The organism is Yoonia vestfoldensis SKA53, assembly GCF_000152785.1.
Lineage (GTDB): Bacteria > Pseudomonadota > Alphaproteobacteria > Rhodobacterales > Rhodobacteraceae > Yoonia > Yoonia vestfoldensis_A.
Genome location: NZ_CH672414.1, coordinates 1,306,223 through 1,322,670 on the forward strand (window position 1 = coordinate 1,306,223; position 16,448 = coordinate 1,322,670).

Annotated in this window: 20 protein-coding genes; 8 read left to right on the top strand and 12 right to left on the bottom strand. The window is 57.8% G+C overall.

Annotation, left to right across the window (positions count from 1 at the left end):
• Positions 1-499: 499 nt before the first annotated feature.
• The 3 genes from SKA53_RS15410 to rarD all read left to right on the top strand — a co-directional run bounded on the left by SKA53_RS15410 (position 500) and on the right by rarD (position 2,925).
• Positions 500-922 carry a hypothetical protein gene (locus SKA53_RS15410; protein ID WP_007205286.1) on the top strand — a complete coding sequence of 141 codons (423 nt, stop codon included), beginning with the start codon at positions 500-502 and terminating at the stop codon, positions 920-922.
• A 4-nt stretch (positions 923-926) separates the two neighbouring features.
• Complete coding sequence (locus SKA53_RS06450) at positions 927-1,424, top strand: hypothetical protein (RefSeq protein WP_007205287.1); 498 nt, start codon at positions 927-929, stop codon at positions 1,422-1,424.
• Between the two features lie 577 nt (positions 1,425-2,001).
• A complete protein-coding gene (gene rarD / locus SKA53_RS06455) occupies positions 2,002-2,925 on the top strand; it encodes an EamA family transporter RarD (RefSeq protein ID WP_007205288.1) in 924 nt (307 codons plus the stop codon).
• 247 nt (positions 2,926-3,172) lie between these two features.
• Here the strand turns inward: rarD and SKA53_RS15780 are convergent, their stop codons facing one another.
• On the bottom strand, positions 3,173-3,301 hold the full coding sequence (locus SKA53_RS15780; protein ID WP_278007857.1) for a hypothetical protein: 129 nt from the start codon (positions 3,299-3,301) through the stop codon (positions 3,173-3,175).
• Between the two features lie 320 nt (positions 3,302-3,621).
• On the opposite strand from SKA53_RS15780, the gene SKA53_RS06460 reads away from it, so the two are divergent.
• Positions 3,622-4,050, top strand: coding sequence for a hypothetical protein (locus SKA53_RS06460; protein WP_131494583.1), 429 nt, complete (start codon positions 3,622-3,624; stop codon positions 4,048-4,050).
• A 3-nt stretch (positions 4,051-4,053) separates the two neighbouring features.
• Positions 4,054-4,545, top strand: coding sequence for a hypothetical protein (locus tag SKA53_RS06465; protein ID WP_007205291.1), 492 nt, complete (start codon positions 4,054-4,056; stop codon positions 4,543-4,545).
• 253 nt (positions 4,546-4,798) lie between these two features.
• Here the strand turns inward: SKA53_RS06465 and SKA53_RS06470 are convergent, their stop codons facing one another.
• A complete protein-coding gene (locus SKA53_RS06470; protein WP_007205292.1) occupies positions 4,799-5,944 on the bottom strand; it encodes an alpha-D-ribose 1-methylphosphonate 5-triphosphate diphosphatase in 1,146 nt (381 codons plus the stop codon).
• A 34-nt stretch (positions 5,945-5,978) separates the two neighbouring features.
• Here SKA53_RS06470 and SKA53_RS06475 point away from each other — a divergent pair, with 34 nt between their 5' ends.
• The gene (locus SKA53_RS06475) at positions 5,979-6,653 is read left to right on the top strand and encodes a DUF1045 domain-containing protein (RefSeq protein WP_007205293.1); all 675 of its coding nucleotides are present in this window, start codon (positions 5,979-5,981) and stop codon (positions 6,651-6,653) included.
• On the opposite strand, the gene phnN is transcribed toward SKA53_RS06475, so the two are convergent.
• From phnN to phnG, 7 genes are read right to left on the bottom strand one after another with little or no spacing between them, the layout of a single operon-like run.
• On the bottom strand, positions 6,635-7,177 hold the full coding sequence (gene phnN, locus SKA53_RS06480) for a phosphonate metabolism protein/1,5-bisphosphokinase (PRPP-forming) PhnN (protein ID WP_007205294.1): 543 nt from the start codon (positions 7,175-7,177) through the stop codon (positions 6,635-6,637). The two genes, SKA53_RS06475 and phnN, sit on opposite strands and share 19 nt — an antisense overlap.
• A complete protein-coding gene (gene phnL, locus SKA53_RS06485; protein ID WP_007205295.1) occupies positions 7,174-7,857 on the bottom strand; it encodes a phosphonate C-P lyase system protein PhnL in 684 nt (227 codons plus the stop codon). The genes phnN and phnL overlap by 4 nt, the downstream gene beginning before the upstream one ends.
• 2 nt (positions 7,858-7,859) lie before the next feature.
• Positions 7,860-8,630, bottom strand: a complete 771-nt coding sequence (gene phnK, locus SKA53_RS06490; protein WP_007205296.1) for a phosphonate C-P lyase system protein PhnK — start codon at positions 8,628-8,630, stop codon at positions 7,860-7,862.
• Positions 8,627-9,457 (bottom strand): alpha-D-ribose 1-methylphosphonate 5-phosphate C-P-lyase PhnJ, encoded by an 831-nt coding sequence (locus SKA53_RS06495; RefSeq protein WP_007205297.1) that lies wholly within the window; start codon positions 9,455-9,457, stop codon positions 8,627-8,629. Before SKA53_RS06495 ends, phnK begins: the two co-directional genes overlap by 4 nt.
• Positions 9,454-10,536 (bottom strand): carbon-phosphorus lyase complex subunit PhnI, encoded by a 1,083-nt coding sequence (locus SKA53_RS06500; protein WP_007205298.1) that lies wholly within the window; start codon positions 10,534-10,536, stop codon positions 9,454-9,456. The genes SKA53_RS06495 and SKA53_RS06500 overlap by 4 nt, the downstream gene beginning before the upstream one ends.
• Positions 10,536-11,096: a phosphonate C-P lyase system protein PhnH gene (gene phnH / locus SKA53_RS06505; protein ID WP_007205299.1), complete on the bottom strand. Its 561-nt coding sequence runs from the start codon at positions 11,094-11,096 to the stop codon at positions 10,536-10,538. Before phnH ends, SKA53_RS06500 begins: the two co-directional genes overlap by 1 nt.
• The gene (gene phnG, locus SKA53_RS06510; RefSeq protein WP_007205300.1) at positions 11,096-11,551 is read right to left on the bottom strand and encodes a phosphonate C-P lyase system protein PhnG; all 456 of its coding nucleotides are present in this window, start codon (positions 11,549-11,551) and stop codon (positions 11,096-11,098) included. The genes phnH and phnG overlap by 1 nt, the downstream gene beginning before the upstream one ends.
• Before the next feature lie 88 nt (positions 11,552-11,639).
• Here phnG and phnF point away from each other — a divergent pair, with 88 nt between their 5' ends.
• Both phnF and SKA53_RS06520 read left to right on the top strand, forming a co-directional pair.
• The gene (gene phnF, locus SKA53_RS06515) at positions 11,640-12,356 is read left to right on the top strand and encodes a phosphonate metabolism transcriptional regulator PhnF (protein ID WP_007205301.1); all 717 of its coding nucleotides are present in this window, start codon (positions 11,640-11,642) and stop codon (positions 12,354-12,356) included.
• A gap of 54 nt (positions 12,357-12,410) precedes the next feature.
• Positions 12,411-13,598 (top strand): alpha-D-ribose 1-methylphosphonate 5-triphosphate diphosphatase, encoded by a 1,188-nt coding sequence (locus tag SKA53_RS06520; RefSeq protein ID WP_040482825.1) that lies wholly within the window; start codon positions 12,411-12,413, stop codon positions 13,596-13,598.
• Here SKA53_RS06520 and SKA53_RS06525 read toward each other — a convergent pair whose 3' ends face one another.
• The 3 genes from SKA53_RS06525 to phnE (SKA53_RS06535) are packed head-to-tail and all read right to left on the bottom strand — an operon-like array spanning position 13,599 to position 16,410.
• Positions 13,599-14,213 (bottom strand): chloramphenicol acetyltransferase, encoded by a 615-nt coding sequence (locus SKA53_RS06525; RefSeq protein WP_007205303.1) that lies wholly within the window; start codon positions 14,211-14,213, stop codon positions 13,599-13,601.
• The gene (gene phnE, locus SKA53_RS06530; RefSeq protein WP_007205304.1) at positions 14,213-15,541 is read right to left on the bottom strand and encodes a phosphonate ABC transporter, permease protein PhnE; all 1,329 of its coding nucleotides are present in this window, start codon (positions 15,539-15,541) and stop codon (positions 14,213-14,215) included. The genes SKA53_RS06525 and phnE (SKA53_RS06530) overlap by 1 nt, the downstream gene beginning before the upstream one ends.
• Positions 15,538-16,410, bottom strand: coding sequence for a phosphonate ABC transporter, permease protein PhnE (gene phnE, locus SKA53_RS06535; RefSeq protein ID WP_007205305.1), 873 nt, complete (start codon positions 16,408-16,410; stop codon positions 15,538-15,540). Before phnE (SKA53_RS06535) ends, phnE (SKA53_RS06530) begins: the two co-directional genes overlap by 4 nt.
• Positions 16,411-16,448 lie beyond the last annotated feature (38 nt).

The following is a 16,448-nucleotide window of genomic DNA, read 5'->3' on the forward strand; positions in this document are numbered from 1 at the left end:
CCTTTTCGAGCATTCGGCCCGTACATGGATGTTTCGTTTGGATATCACACCAAAAAAATCAGGTGGCGGCAATATTCTAGGGTGTCTGACTTTCACACTTATTCAACGACATCACAATTAGATATTGATCAAAACTGAACCGCTAAAATTGTCCGCCGTCATATAAAATCAGACATCAGAGCGGCTTGCGCATTGGACCCTGTGATTCGTCTGTGTCATTGATTATGCAGCGCGCGCGCTCGCAGCTGGCACCAGGACTTGCATCGGTCTTGCGTGATGATTGTATGAACACCAGCCAACAAATTGGCAGGTCTCGGCTTGCAGGTCATACCCCCCCCGGACGTGTATCAACCGCCTTTGCAGGACTTGCGCAAAGCGACTCTTCCCTCAACGAACCCTCTATGTTACGCCTGTCAGATTGAACGATCTGTAGTAACGATAGCACATTAGACAACTAGTTTGTTTCCATCATTAAGATATTAAGGCACCTTTAATTACAATGATAAAAAAATTACAGCTCTCTAATTTATTTTGGATTTCCTTGGCAATAAATTATCTGTTTGCCATTATGGTGGTATATGCTTTTCTGACTGTTCCTGATACCATTTTCGATATTGAAAATCCAGAACATGCGCTAGCAGCTTTCAAGTTAACATATGTTAGAGCTGTGATTGTCACATTTGTATTGATTGCGTATCCAATTGTTCTGTTCAAATCACGGAAATATATCACTTTGTTTACATTTGGATTAACTGCCTGGGTTGTTGCATTATACATTGATGATAACTTAGTTTTATATAGACTGATAGAATATCCTAGTCGAGGATTAGTCGTGTTCCTACAGGCCGTTCGTCCAATTGTGATTGCCTGCTTGATCTGGATGAGCTTTGAACTGACATTCAAGAATTACAAAAAACATTAGCATCATGTCAGACAACAGACTAAATGATAATGAAATCAGCGCATTGCTTCAAGCCTTTGATGAGGTCAACGAGACTAATGCATCCTCTCTCAAGCAAAGCACCACGTTCAAGGCGTTGCTGATCTCTATCAACATATACTTTTTTTCCTTCGTATCGATTTACTTTTTATCAGTAAACGGTCTGATCGATACGCCTGGTCAAGCATTGGAGAATGAAGGACTTCGCAGCGCTTTAAGTGCTCGGTCTCATGTAATTTTCTGGATTTTATCCATCCTAAATATAAGTGCATACTTTAACATTGGGTTCAGGACAGTTTGCCTGACAATGTTTATCTATGTGCTGAATACTGTGATTGATAATATAGTTCTTTTTTATGAATTATTAAGCTTTGAACACCGCCCATATGTCACAAGTTTCGTGTTTTCTTTACCACTGACTCTTGTTGGGGTCGTATGGATGGGAATAGTATTCCAAAATGGCGTTGATCGTGAGGAGACATAGATACTGAAATTGGGAATATCACAGGCTAATCAAGGGTCGGAACTGCTGATCAAAGCATGACGGTCGCGGCGCCGGGAATGTCGCCAGTCTTACGTGATGACCTTGCAGCAGAATTTTCAAACCGCAGTGCAGCGCTTTGTCCGCCTGTTTGGCAAGCTTTCTCGAACCCAATCAGGATATCTTAAACCGCTCGTAAAGACATGCCGCCGATCCAATCACTGAGCTTACAATGTTGCGGGGCGTCAGCAGCCTTTATCAGCCCCTAGGGCGCAGCAGATCCATAGCATTGTTCATATCGGTATCTTCTCTTGCAGCGCCCATCGCCGCATGAATTGCAAAAATCCAATGTCGATCATGCCACGCGCCCGCAGCTTATTCAGGCCGGGGCAAGGTTGCACAAAGGTCAATTTTCAATGACAATTTTTACTCTGGTCGGGTCGGTCCTCAGTCGCAATCAGCATCCGACACCCGCCCCTGCCATCACAAACACGCTGGCACGATGCGTCCTTCAGTGGCGCATTGTGCAGCACTTGGCTATTGGCTGACATAATAGGCAGCAAATGCGGAGCAACACACCATGACGGCGACGAACGAAGACAGCCCACGCGGCCTTGCTCTCGCTGTGACGGCCTATGTCATGTGGGGGTTCCTGCCGCTGTATATGAAAGCGCTGGCCCATGTGCCCCCGACCGAGGTGATTGCGCATCGCGTGATCTGGTCAGTGCCGATTGCCGCAGTGATCCTGCTTGCCATGGGGCGAACGGCCGATATTCGCGCGGCTGTCAGCAGCCCACGCACGCTGGGCATGGCGGCCGTGACAGCGGCACTGATCTCGGTCAATTGGGGGATTTACGTCTGGGCGATCGGGTCGGGGCATGCGCTTGATGCCGCACTTGGCTATTACATCAATCCGCTTTTCAGCGTCGCACTTGGCGCGCTGCTGCTTGGCGAAAGGCCGCGTGGGGCGCAGCTTTTTGCGATCGCGCTGGCGGCAATTGCCGTCGTGGTGCTGACGGTCGCCGCGGGCAAGATACCAATCGCGGCACTGGGGCTGACATTCAGTTGGGGCTTTTATGCCTATTTCAAGAAAAGCCTGCCTGTCGGCCCGGCACAGGGATTTTTCCTTGAGGTGCTGCTATTGACGCCGCTGGCGCTCGCGATCATCGCCTGGACGTTTGTGAATGGTCAAAGCCATTTCGCCAACGGATCAGCACCCGATACCTGGCTATTGCTCAGTGCGGGGCTGGTGACGGCGCTCCCGTTGATCATCTATGCCACGGGGGCCAAGCTGTTGCGCCTTTCGACCATCGGAGTCCTGCAATATATCGCGCCGACCATGATTTTTCTGACCGCGGTTTTTATCTTTGACGAACCCTTTGGCACTGCGCGGATGATCGCCTTTCCAATGATCTGGGCAGCACTTGTTATCTATACTGTTTCGCTCATTCGCCAGTCGCGCCGCAAACGCCACGCTGAAATCGCCGTACCTCATTCGGTCTAACGATGGGGTGACAGATTTCATCGTTAGACGACAAAGCGGCGTGATCACCGACAGCACTGCAAGACGTTCAATTGATATCGGACCACCAAATTCAACGCTTTGATGAATTGCATTGGCCTACGGCTCGGGTCACGGCCCATTCATCAGCCTAATCGGACCGACCATTGTACGCACCGCAAAGGTGCAAGCCTGCGGATGCCGGTTGGGTTTGCAAAGCCATACCAAACGGGAACCCAAGCCCTGCATCCTAGGTCGCAAATCCCGCAAAACGGGCGTCAGTGACGAAAAACGCCGTTTCGAATGCGCCTGACACCATCAAGGGTCGCGCGCAGGTCAGCAACGCGCAGGCCGACATCGTGCTTGCACCTCTGGGCATCGGCCCGCCCAATCCGAGACGCAAGATAGATCATGCCATAAACCAAAGCAGGTTGCGCGAACAAGATTTTCCAATATAGATAGGAGATGGTACGGCAAGTTCATGTTGAATTTTTCTAAGCATCATAGCAACTTATGCTTTTTAAGCGGCGATTTGATAGGCAACATGAATAAGGCGATACCGATAGATTGAATATGCCGTTTCACGGTTAAACGTTTTTGTACAAGCAACTAACAGTTTCCTAATTTAGCGCGGTATTGCGCATTGGCGACATCTGACTTATTGATGCCGCGTTATGAAAAACGATTGAAGATCCAATGATGTTAGAGATGACAAAACCAAAGATGTCTCGACCCTTTTGGGTGTCATTTTTCTTGGTTTATGCTATTGGATTTTTGGCTTTATATAGCATATTATTTACGCCAACAGGCTGGTTTGATACTGAAAATAGCATTGAGTATATAGCGGCACTCAAATTATCGACGATCCGCACTTTCGTGATTTCATTTTCTATGTTTACCTTCCCAATATTGCTTTTTACTTCGTTAAAATGGAGCAAGTATTTTGTTATTTCTGTCACCGCCTGGACCCTGGCAACATATATTGATGATTACTTGGTTCTGTATAGAATAATTGAATATCCTGAGAGAGGGCTGGTCGCGCTCCTTGTAGCAGTGCGGCCCCTGGGGGTTCTTGCGATGATATGGATGAGCTTTGAGTTGACTATGAAGCTAGCGGTAAAGGCGTGATATATGAAGCGCAGTAATATAACAAACGAGGAAATAGGCGCGCTTTTAGGGTCCTTTTCCGACCTGCGCAAAGAATTGTCTGCTGGCATCACGCAAGCTACCTCGTTCAAAGTAGCGCTAGCTATTTCCAACATTTATATCTTTATGTTTACTTGTTTGTTCTTTCTTATTCGCGGAAATATCGTACCTACGTTCACCCCAAATTTGATGGCCGAAGATTTTCTGGCTATCTTTGGTGGCAAAGCGATCGCTGCTTTCTGGATTTTTACCATTTTGAACATATCGCTGTATTTTAATTTCAGCTTCAATATCGTGTCATTATGTGCCACAATCTATATTGCTAGTAGTGTTTTCGATTTAGTAGCCTTGTTTCACGAAAGGATTTCTTTTCAAGAAACATTTTATTTAACACTTCTTATCACGACAAGCCCCGTGCTTATCTTTTCCATGGTGTTTATGGTTTTCACCCACAAAGCCTCTGTTGAAACTTTATAGATATTGTTATCGATTACACCGCCCCCTTGCGTGCCGACAGCACTGGCGAAATGAGCTTTTTACATCAATGATGGTGTAGTTGCCCCATCATTTGGACATATGCGTTGGCCTTCATCCAATGTGGATGGGACCTTTGGCTGTCATGTGCTGGATGGCTTTTGTCTTTTGACAACTCTGACCTGCCGCTAAGAATACGGGCCAGTCAAACGGATACCTTGTTCTCGTGACGTTGCCGTCGGTCGGAATTGTCAGATCAGAACACCCGCCGTCCCGCGCTATAGGTCTGTTGCACCATTGCGGTATCAGCAAGCAGGCTGAACACGACCAGATCGGCCCGTTGTCCGAGGGCCAGCCTGCCACGGTCCTGCAATCCGGCGGCCTGTGCGGGGGCGGTGGTAACGGTCGCCATCCCGCGCGCCAGATCGTCCCAGATCAGCCCCAACCGGACCGCTGCCAGCAACAGCGATGCAGGCACGTAATCGGATGATAAAATATCCAGCCGGTCGCGCGCCGCCAGATCAGAGGCCGCCACATTGCCCGAATGCGACCCGCCCCGGATCAGATTGGGCGCGCCCATGATCGTCGCGATACCATGCCCGTGGCAAGCCTCTGCCGCCGCCACGCTGGTGGGAAATTCCGCCAGCGTCACGCCGTGGCCATGGCTGGTTGCGACCTGAGCGGGGGTCGTGTCGTCATGGCTGGCCAGGACCGCGCCAAGCCGGTTTGCTGAGGCGACCGTCGCCGCCTCATGCGCCGCCCCGTATTGCGCCTGCAACCCGTAAAGAAAATCGACATAACCTGCGAATTCATCCGCGCTCAGGTTGTTCTTGCCGCGCACATAGGCCTCAAACTTGGTGATATCGGCAAATTGGCGTTGCCCCGGCGTGTGATCCATCATCGAAATGATGCCGATCCCGTCGCTGTCGCTGAATTCATCCAGTTCTGCAATCAGGGTTTCGGAACAGATTTCAGCCCGCAGATGCAGGTGGTGGCTGATCCGCAGATGGCCTGCCGCGCGCATCGCCAAAATCTCATCCGCCATCTGGCGCGCATATTTGCCGTATCGTTTGCCGCCGCCCGATATGATCGACCCGACCCTGATCGCGTCATAGACGGTGGTGATCCCGCAGCCCGCCAATTCGCGGTCATGCGCCATGATCGCGGCACGATAGGGCCAGTCGACCTTTGGCCGTGGCGACAGATGCCGCTCCAGATTGTCGGTATGCAATTCCACTAGACCGGGGGCCAGATAATCGCCCCCCAGATCAACCGCGCCCTTGGGCACGTCCGCCCCTTGGGCCATATCTGCGATGACACCATCCTTGATGGTCAGTGATCCGGTAACCACCTCGCCGTCAAGGATCAGGCGGGCGTTGGCAAGAATGATAGGCTCTGTCATGTCGGTGTCACGATACTTTTGCTAAAGGATTGGCATGTTCGAAAGATTTGCAATTTTTTACACAGCGACCGGCCCACTGGCCGATTTCGGCGCGGCGTGGCTGGGCTGGGACAATGCGGCAGGCCGGGTGGTGGCGCATCCCGATATTGCAGGGATCGACGTGGCACAGGTCACGGCGACACCGCGAAAATACGGGCTGCACGCCACGATGAAAGCGCCGTTCCGCCTGTCCGCCGACAGCGGCCCCGCCAGATTGCAAAGGGCGGTGGCCGATTTCGCCACCCGTCATGCGGCGGTGGATATCGGGCCTCTGGCCTTGGGGCATGATCATGGTTTTGTCGCCTTGCGCCCTGTCGCGCCGCCCGCGGCCCTGCACGATCTGGAACGCGCCATCGTGACCGAACTGGACGCCCACCGTGCGCCACTGACCCCGGCAGATATCGCCCGGCGTCGTAAGGCCCCGCTGACGCGCAGGCAGGACCAGCAGATGCTGGACTGGGGCTATCCTTACATCTTTGACGATTTCCATCTGCACCTGACGCTGAGCGGGCCATTGCCCGATGTGCAGGCCGCACGGGTCGTGGCGGGGTTGCAGCCGCTGGTCGCGCCGCTGATCGCAGCGCCCTGCACCATCGACGCGGTCACGCTGATGGGGCAGGATGGGGGCGGCATGTTTCACCAGATCCACCGTTATCCCCTGACCGGATAAAGCAGGCGCAGCACCGACCCTACAGTGGCGTCCAGATCGCCGCTATTGTCGATGCTCACGGCCGCAATCCCCGCAGGCAAGCCATGATCCGCACGATCAAGCCTGCGCGCGATGTCATCGGCCGCCTCGCGCCCGCGCGCGGCAAGGCGGGCGGCCAGCACATCGCGCCGCGCGGTCAATTGGATCACCATGAACGGGTCAAACTGCGCCTTGGCCGCAGGCAAGGCCGCGCGCGACAGGTTCGCCAGCATATCCCGCCCTGCCGCCAGATCAGCCAGCACAGTCGCAGGGATAGCATAATGCAGGCCATGCGCAGGCCAATGCAGCGCGAAATCGCCCTGTGCCGCGCGGGCGTGAAACGCATCCTCGGTGACGCCGTCAAAATCCTCGCCCCCCGCTGCGCTGGGGCGCGTAATGACACGGCGCACCAAGCGAAGGCGCGGATCACTGGCCGCCAGCGCGGCCATCACCGAATCCTTGCCGACGCCAGAGGCCCCGACAATGGCGATAAACCGGCCTGTCATGCGGCAAGACCGGGGGTAAAGCCGGTCACATCCACCTGCCGGTCGCACAAGGCCTCGCGCGCGGCATGGTCGTGGAAAATCCCGATGATCGCGGCACCGCGCGCCTTGGCCTCTTGCACCATCGCCAGCACGGTGGCGCGGTTGGTGGGGTCAAGGCTGGCCGTGGGTTCATCCAGCAACAGCGCGGGGTAAGCAAAGGCAAAGCCGCGCGCGATATTGACCCGCTGCTGTTCGCCACCCGAAAAGGTCGTGGGGCTAAGCCCCCACAGCCGTTCGGGGATGTTCAGCCGTGCCAGCAGTGTGGCGGCCTGCGCGCGGGCCTCATCCGCCCCCGTGCCGGTCAGCAGCAAAGGTTCGGCCACGACGTCGATCGTCGGCACCCGTGGCACCACCCGCAAGAACTGGCTGACATAGCCAAGCGTGCGGCGGCGCAGCGCGATCACCTCGCGCGGGGCGGCGCTGGCGACATCGGTATCACCCACCATGATCCGGCCCGATGCTGTCAGGTAATTGCCATAGATCATCCGCATGAGCGTGGATTTCCCCGCCCCCGATGCGCCGACCAACGCCACACATTCGCCCGCAGCCACATGCAGGCTGGCCCCCGCCATGACGGGAATGACGGTGCTGCCCTGATTGTGCAGGGTAAAGCTTTTCGACACGTTTTCGACAGAGATCATTTTCACACCTGCAAGACAGAGGACACGAGGAGTTGGGTATAGCCGTGCTGCGGATCATCCAGCACCTGATCGGTCAGGCCGGTTTCAACGACATGGCCGTCTTTCATCACCATCAGCCGGTCGGCCAACAGCCGCACGACGGCCAGATCATGGGTGACGATGATCGCACTTAGCCCCATGTCACGCACCAACCCGCGCAAAAGGTCCAGCAAACGCGCCTGCACCGACACATCCAGCCCCCCTGTCGGTTCATCCATGAACACCAGACGCGGCCCCGTGACCAGATTGCGCGCGATCTGCAAACGTTGCTGCATCCCGCCGGAAAAGGCGGTGGGGCGGTCGTCGATCCTGTCTTGGGTAATCTCGACCCGGCCCAGCCAATCAATGGCCTGATCGCGGATATCGCCGTAATGGCGCGCATTCACTGCCATCAGGCGTTCACCCACATTGCCGCCCGCGCTGACATTCATGCGCAGCCCGTCGCGGGCATGTTGATGCACAAAGGCCCAATCGGTACGCCCCAGCATCCGGCGTTCGGGTTCTGACATGGTGACGGTGTCACGCAACCCGTCACTGCGGGTGGCAAAGCGCACCGCGCCATGATCCGGTTTTAGATGGCCTGCCAGACAGTTCAGCAAGGTGGATTTACCCGACCCGCTTTCGCCGACGATGCCCATGACCTCGCCGGGGTAAAGATCAAAGGACACATCGGTGCAGCCGATGCGCGCCCCGTAATATTTGGCAAGGTTTTCGACCTGTAGCAGCGGGGTCATGCGGCATCCTCCACGCGGGTCGCGCAATAATCGGTATCTGAGCAGATGAACATACGCCCGCCCGCGTCATCGGTGATCAATTCATCCAGATAGCTGGTGGTCGATCCGCAAAGCGCGCAGGCGTGGTCGGCCTTGGTGGGCTGGAACGGATAATCGTCGAAATCAAGGCTGACGACCTTTGTATAGGGCGGCAGCGCATAAATGCGCTGTTCGCGGCCCGCGCCGAACAGCTGGATCGCCGCCATGTCGAGTTTGGGATTGTCGAATTTCGGGATCGGGGACGGGTCCATGACATAGCGCCCCTCGACCTTGACCGGATAGGCATAGGCGGTAGCGATATCGCCGTGCTGGCTGATATCCTCGTAAAGCTTTACATGCATCAGCCCGTAATCTTCCAGCGCGTGCATCTTGCGGGTTTCCACCTCAGAGGGTTCCAGAAACCGCAGGGGTTCGGGGATCGGCACCTGATAGACGATGATCTGCCCCTCGCGCAGCGCCTGTTCGGGAATCCGGTGGCGGGTCTGGATCACGCTGGCCTCGCCCGTTTTCTCGGTCACGTCGACACCGGCGGTGCGCTGGAAAAACCGGCGGATCGACACGGCATTTGTCGTATCATCCGCGCCCTGGTCGATCACCTTGAGCGTATCATCCGGCGTCAGTACGGCGGCTGACACCTGCACGCCGCCGGTCCCCCAGCCATAAGGCATCGGCATTTCGCGGCTGGCAAAAGGCACCTGATAGCCCGGGATGGCAAGGCCTTTCAGGATCGCGCGACGGATCATCCGTTTGGTCTGTTCATCCAGATAGGCGAAATTATACTCTTTCATTCTGCGGCCTCCTGCATTTGCTGCGCATCGCGGCGCAATTTGCGGATCAGTTCCAGTTCGGACTGGAAATCGACGTAATGCGGCAGCTTGATATGCTCCAGAAACCCCGTCGCCTGAATGTTGTCGCAATGATACAGCACGAATTCTTCGTCCTGCGCCGGCGCGCCAAGGTTATCCTCGCCCAGTTCTGCCCAACGCAACGCGCGGTCCACCAGCGCCATGGAAATCGCCTTGCGTTCGGTCATACCGAACACCAGCCCGTAACCGCGGGTGAATTGCGGGGGCTGGGTTTTCGACCCTTGAAACTGGTTGACGGTTTCGCATTCGGTCAGGGTGATTTCACCGATTTCGATACTGAACCCCAGTTCGGGGATCTCCATTTCCACGGCCACCGCCCCGATCCGCAGCTCTGCGACAAAGGCGTGGTTGCGCGCATAACCGCGCTGGGTGGAATAGGCCATGCCAAGGGTGAAGCCTTCGTCCGCACGGGTCAGCGCCTGCAAGCGCAGTGCGCGGCTGGCGGGCAGTTCCAGCGGTTCGCGGGTCAGATCAGGGGGCGTCGTCTCGCCCGCAGGTTCCGGCTGGATCAGGTTTTCACGGTCCAGAAACCCCATGATATGCGGGGTCGGGCCGTGCAGCGGGGCGGCCTCGGCCACCTGCCCTGCCTCGCCATCAGCGGCGAGCTTGAAATCCAGCAAACGATGCGTGTAATCAAAGGTCGGCCCCAGAACCTGCCCGCCCGGCGCATCCTTGAAGGTCGCCGATACCCGCCGGTCGCAGGCCATCGCCCCGGTATCCACAGGCAGCGATGCGCCGAAACGCGGCAGGGTGGTGCGATAGGCACGGATCAGGAAAATCGCCTCGATCAGATCGCCGCGCGCCTGTTTGATCGCCAGAGCAGCCAGATCAGGATCATAAAGCGAGCCTTCGGCCATCACGCGGTTGACGGCCAGCGCCATCTGTTCGCGGATTTGCGCGACAGTCAGTTCCGGCACCGCCAGATCGCCGCGCCGTTCCTCGGCCAGCCAGGCATGGGCATTGTCGATGGCTCGTTCGCCACCCTTGACGGCAACATACATTAGCCAACCCTCGTGCTGCGCGGCAAGGCAGCCAGCCGGTCGCCGCAAGTGAAGATAAAATCAAGCCCGCGCGGGAAAAGTGCCGCATTGCGCTGGAACATCGCAACATCTGGCAAGGACAGATGCGCCTGATCCTTGATCCCCGGTCCGCGCAACACAGCACCCGAATTGGTCAGTTCCGGCAATTCAACGATCAATGTGGCGGATCTATCGGGATATTCCGATGACCCCAGCGCAAAGCCGTCCAGCGGCAGGGCATCCCAAGTGCCATAGGCGAAATGGGCCAGACCGGCCGTCACGAAAGGTGCGCCACAGTGAAAGGTGATCCAGTCGCGAAAGCCCGGATTGTCCTGCGCCGCGCCCAGAAAAAGCGGCGTTTCGGGATCACACAAGGTCAACAGCGCGACACCGGCCGCGACGGATACCGGCGCAGGCGGCACCGCGCCCGCCAATGTGACAATCGTGCCGGGCTGCGCCATCGCCGTCATGATCGCGCGAAAGGCGTGGGCGGCATCTACGGGCGGCGTGGCGAACCCGCCATCTAGCGTCTGGATTTGCATCAATCCTCTCCTCTGACCATGGTGAAAAAATCGACCTTGGTGGCGGCGGCCTTGGCGGCGCGGGCTGTCTGGCGGTCGGCGGCGGCTGCGCGCAAAGGGGACAATATGGCGCGGTCAACCTGCCCTGCGGCATCGGTCTGCATCAGCGCGTCGATCAAGGCCGCGTGCAGCGCATGGGTCCGGTCGCGGCCCTGCACATAGCCATGCCCGATTGTCCCATCGGCCAGCCGGACCGAGGCACGTGTGACCGACATTTCGCCCAGATTGAACGCAGCCCCCACGGCACCTGCCCGCCCGCGCACCATGACTGCGCCGATTTCGGGCGCGCGCAGCACATGATGCGTGGGGGTAATGTTTGCTGCTGCCCAAAGCTGTGCCAGCTTTGCCGCCGGCGCCTTGGCCAGCAGGCCAAGCCAGCCCTTACGCGCCGCTTGAGAATCGATTGTCGCCTGCATCTAGACACCTGCCGTGCTTTACTATACAACTAGACAAATCATAGCTGAACCGCCCCGCCCTGCCAATCCCTACAAATGTGAAACTTCCATGACACGCACCCCGATCTGGCAAGCCATCGCCACCCGCCTGCGCGACGAAATCGCCGATGGCATCCACCGCCCGGGCGACAAACTCCCGACCGAGGCGGCGCTTGCCACACGCTTTGGCGTGAACCGGCACACGGTGCGGCAGGCGCTGGCGGCACTGGCGACCGAAGCTCTGGTGCGGCCACGGCGCGGAGCGGGCGTTTTCGTGACGGCGACCCCCACCGATTACCCCATCGGAGCGCGCGTGCGGTTTCACCAGAACCTGCGCGCCGCCGGTCGCAGCCCCGCAAAACAGGTGCTGGCGCTGGAAACCCGCGCGCCCAGCCCTGCGGAACGGGATGCGCTGGGGCTGACCGAAGGCCATGTCCATGTCTACGAAGGGCTGTCGCTGGCCGACGGGCAGGTGATTGCCTTGTTTCGCTCGGTGTTTCCAGCGGCGCGGTTTCCCGCGCTTTTGACCCATTTGCACAATGATCCATCCGTCACCGCCGCCCTGCGCACCTGCGGGATCAGCGATTACACCCGCGCCAGCACGCGCATCACCGCGAAACTGGCCAGTGTCACGCAGGCACTGCACCTGCAAATCAGCGAAGGCGCGCCGATCCTGCGCACCAGCAGCATCAACGTCGATGCAGACGGCACCCCCGTCGAAGCCGGGCTGACATGGTTCGCTGGCGATAAGGTCACGCTGACGTTATCGGATCATGAGACGTCATAAGCCTGACATACTCAGCCTGTATCGACAGCGAAACATTTCAGATTGAGCAGTAATATGGCACCCACGCACATGATGCGCCTTACCGGCGCGCAGGTTCTTTCCGACGGCGATTTTGCGCAAGACGATCTGTGGATCGACGGGACGCAGATCGCGCAACCCGCCGGTGCCGCCGACCGGCAGATCGACCTGTCGGGCTATCTGGTCCTGCCCGGCATCATCGACCTGCATGGCGATGCGTTTGAACGGCATCTGGCGCCACGCCCCTCTGCCCCGTTTCCGGCCGCGATTGGCTTGCAATCGGTGGACCGCGATGCCGCGTCCAGCGGTGTGACCACCGCCTGGATGGCGCAAAGCTGGGGTTGGGAAGGCGGCGCGCGCAGCCCCGATTTCGCGGTGCAATTCATGCGCGATCTGGCCGCTTACAAGCCCCGCGCGCTGACCGACCTGCGCATCCAGCTACGCTGCGAGACCTATACCGTCGATACCGCCGACCAGCTGATCGCTGCCGTACGCGACCACGGGATCGATTATGTCATCTTCAACGACCACCTTGGCGAAGCATTGGACATGATCAAGACCGATCCCGAGGCGCTGTCGGTCTGGGGCAAACGCGGTGGCCGCGATCTGGCGGAGTTCATCCGACTATTGCAAGACACCAAGGCCCTGTCGGCCCGCGTGCCACGCTATCTTTGCACGTTGGCGGCGGCCTTTGATGAACTGGGTGTCAAATATGGCAGCCATGACGACCATGACGCCGCAACCCGCGATTATTACGGCATGATCGGAGCCAAGGTCTGCGAATTCCCGACCCGTCATGCGCCCGCCAGCGTGGCAAGGGCCAACGGCGATCCGGTGCTGATGGGCGCGCCCAATGTCGTGCGCGGCGGGTCGCAATCGGGCAATATCGCCGCGACCGACCTGATCCGCGCGGGGCTGTGCGATGCGCTGGTGTCCGATTACCATTACCCGTCGCTGGCCAATGCAGCCTTTACGATGGCAGATACCGATATTCTGCCCCTGGGCCGCGCATGGGAGATGATTTCGACCAATCCGGCGCGGATCATGGGGCTGGACGATCGCGGCGTCATCGCGCCCGGCAAACGCGCCGATCTGGTGATCTGCAACGCCCAAACCCGCGCCATCGAAGGCACGCTGGCCGCAGGGCGCTGGTCGCATCTATGCGGTGATCTGGCCGACCGGATCAGCGCCGCCCCAATGCGCATGGCCCATGCGGCGGAATAACTATTCGTAACGTTCCAGGAAATCTTCGGCGCGCAGCTTGCGGAAATCATCCAAGGCTGCGCGCAACTGGTCGTGCGGCCAATCCCACCATGCCAGCGCCATCATCCGGTCCGCGACCGGTTCGCTGAACCGTGCGCGCAATGGCACCGCAGGAATGCCCGCGACAATCATGTAGGGGGCCACATCCTTGGTCACGATGGCTCCGCCCGCAACGACCGCGCCATGCCCGATGGTCACCTCTGGCCGGACCTGCGCGCCGTGGCCGATCCATGTGTCATGGCCGATCATTGTGCGGCGGGTGCGCCTGTGCATGAACCAGTCGGCATCATCAGCCGCATCGTCAAAATAGGACGCGGACCGATAGTGAAAGTGATGCAGGCTGGCCTTTTCCATCGGGTGGTCGGTGGCGCCGATCCGCACAAAGGCCGCGATATTGGCGAATTTGCCCACGGTGGTATTGGCAATGTCGGCAAAGCGGTCGCAATAGCTGTAGTCGCCGATGGTGCTATGGGCGATGCGGCTTCCCTGCCCGATCTCGACATAGGCCCCGAAATTGGCATCATCAATGCTGCACCCGTCATGGATGAACGGCGCATCTGCTGTCAGCCTTGCCATCAATGTCCCTCTCCGTCGCCCTTGATCAGCTTGCGCCGCAGCCAGCCGGACACCGTGTCCATCACCATCACCATGATCACGATCAGAATGATGTAATAGGTCACCTTTTCCCAATCGTTCTGGGTCTGCATCGCCTGCGTCAGAAACAACCCGATCCCGCCGCCCGTGATCGCGCCGATGATCGTCGCACTGCGGGTGTTGGATTCAAAGTAATAAAGAATCTGGGACAACAGGATCGGCGTGACTTGCGGGATCACCCCGAAACGGTAGCGCTGGATCGGTTTCGCCCCAGTCGATTGCACGCCTTCGATCTGCTTTTCATCCACGTTTTCCAAAGCCTCGGAAAAGCTTTTGCCAAAGCCGCCGACATCGGTGACCAAGATCGCCAAAGCGCCGGTCAAGGGGCCAGGCCCGAATGCGCGGCTCAGGATGATCGTCCAGATCAGCCCATCCACCCCGCGTACAAAGTCGAACACACGGCGCACGGCAAAGCGGACAGCCACAACAGGCGCAAAGTTCTTGGCGGCCAGAAAGGCCAGCGGCAAGGCAATGATCGCCGCACCAAAGGTGCCCAGAAACGCCATCAGCACGGTTTCGCCCAGCGCCCACATCACATCCGTATGCCGCCAGAGCGTATTGCCCCAGAAATCCTGCCAAGCGCCCACGATATTGCTGCGGCTGTCATCAAGCTGCGGACCAGCCAGGATATCGACCAGACCGGCCCCGTGATAGGGGCTGGCAAGGGTGAAAAAGAACAGCTCCCAGCCATTGGAATAACGGAACACCTCGGCCTTGGACCTTGTATAGGTCAGACGGCCCGCATCGGTGGTAATCGACACCCGCGTATCCGATGCATTGACCCAAGAAGGTGCAGGATCGGGCAGATTGGTGACGACGACATCATCGACCAATTGCAGGGTGATCGTGTCGAAATCGGGGCTTTCAAAGGTGACCAGCGTATCATCCAGATAGCGGACAAAGTTCCCGCCACCCAGATCGACCACCATATTGGTGCCATCAACGCTGACCCATTCAGGATATTCCCCTGCCGGATAGGTGCCGGCGCGCGACCCTTCGATGGCAAACAACAATTCCGCATCGCGGTTGTCGCGGGCGACATGGGTTTTATAGCTATAGGCATCGGCCACCAGCGTGCGCGCATTGTCCATCCGCGCGCGATCGGCCAGACCAGCCACATCAAAAGCGATGAAGACATAGACAAAATAGGCAAAGATCACGGCAGGGACGGCAAGTGCGATACGTTTCTTGCGGGTGAACATATCGGCGGTTTGCTGACGCAGATCACCGTTTGTCGATAGCATGGTCATGCGTGATACCCCTTGACCAGTTTGTTGCGGTAAAAGCTTGAAATCTGGTCGAAAAACACGATCGTCAGGAACAGCAGCACAAAGATCGCGGCGGCCAGATCGAACCGGCCCATGCCGAATGTCATCGCATTGCGCAATTCATAGCCGATACCGCCTGCGCCGACGAAGCCAAGGATGGCCGAGGCGCGGATGTTGATTTCAAACCGCATCAATGTGTAGCTCAGGTAATTTGGTGCCACCTGCGGGATCACCCCCAGCAGCATCCGCTGCGACCAGTTCGCCCCGACCGAGGCCAGACCTTCGACGGGTTTCAGGTCGGCGTTTTCGGCGACTTCGGAAAAGAGTTTGCCCAAGGCACCCGCGGTGTGGAACGCAATCGCGATCATCGCGGGGATCGGCCCGCCGCCAAGGATAAAGATCAGCACCAGCGCGATCACGATTTCGGGCAGCGCGCGCATGATATCCATGATCCGCCGGAACACCGGGATCAGGCGAGGCCATTTCGCAAGACCGCGTGTGGACAGCAGCGACAGCACCAGCCCCAGCAAAGCCCCGACAAGCGTAGATACCGCCGCGATATTGATCGTCTCGATCAGCGCGGGGAAAAACTGTGCCAGATTGGCGGGCATCCGGTCGATCCGGTCCCACGCTTCGGTGACGACACCGGCAGGAAAGTCAAAAATACGCGGCAGACCTTCCCAGAACCCGCCCGCGCTGCGCGCATCGACGGTCTGAAAGCCGGTTACCATCAAGACGACAAAGACCCCAAGGATGATGCCGCCATAAGCACGCTTGCGGCGTGTCATCGCCATATAGCTGTCGTGCATCGATTGCGTGCCGGTTCTGCCCGATACTGATAAATCCACCATTGCCCTGCCCTGTCACAAAAGAAATCGGGCCCGGCGTT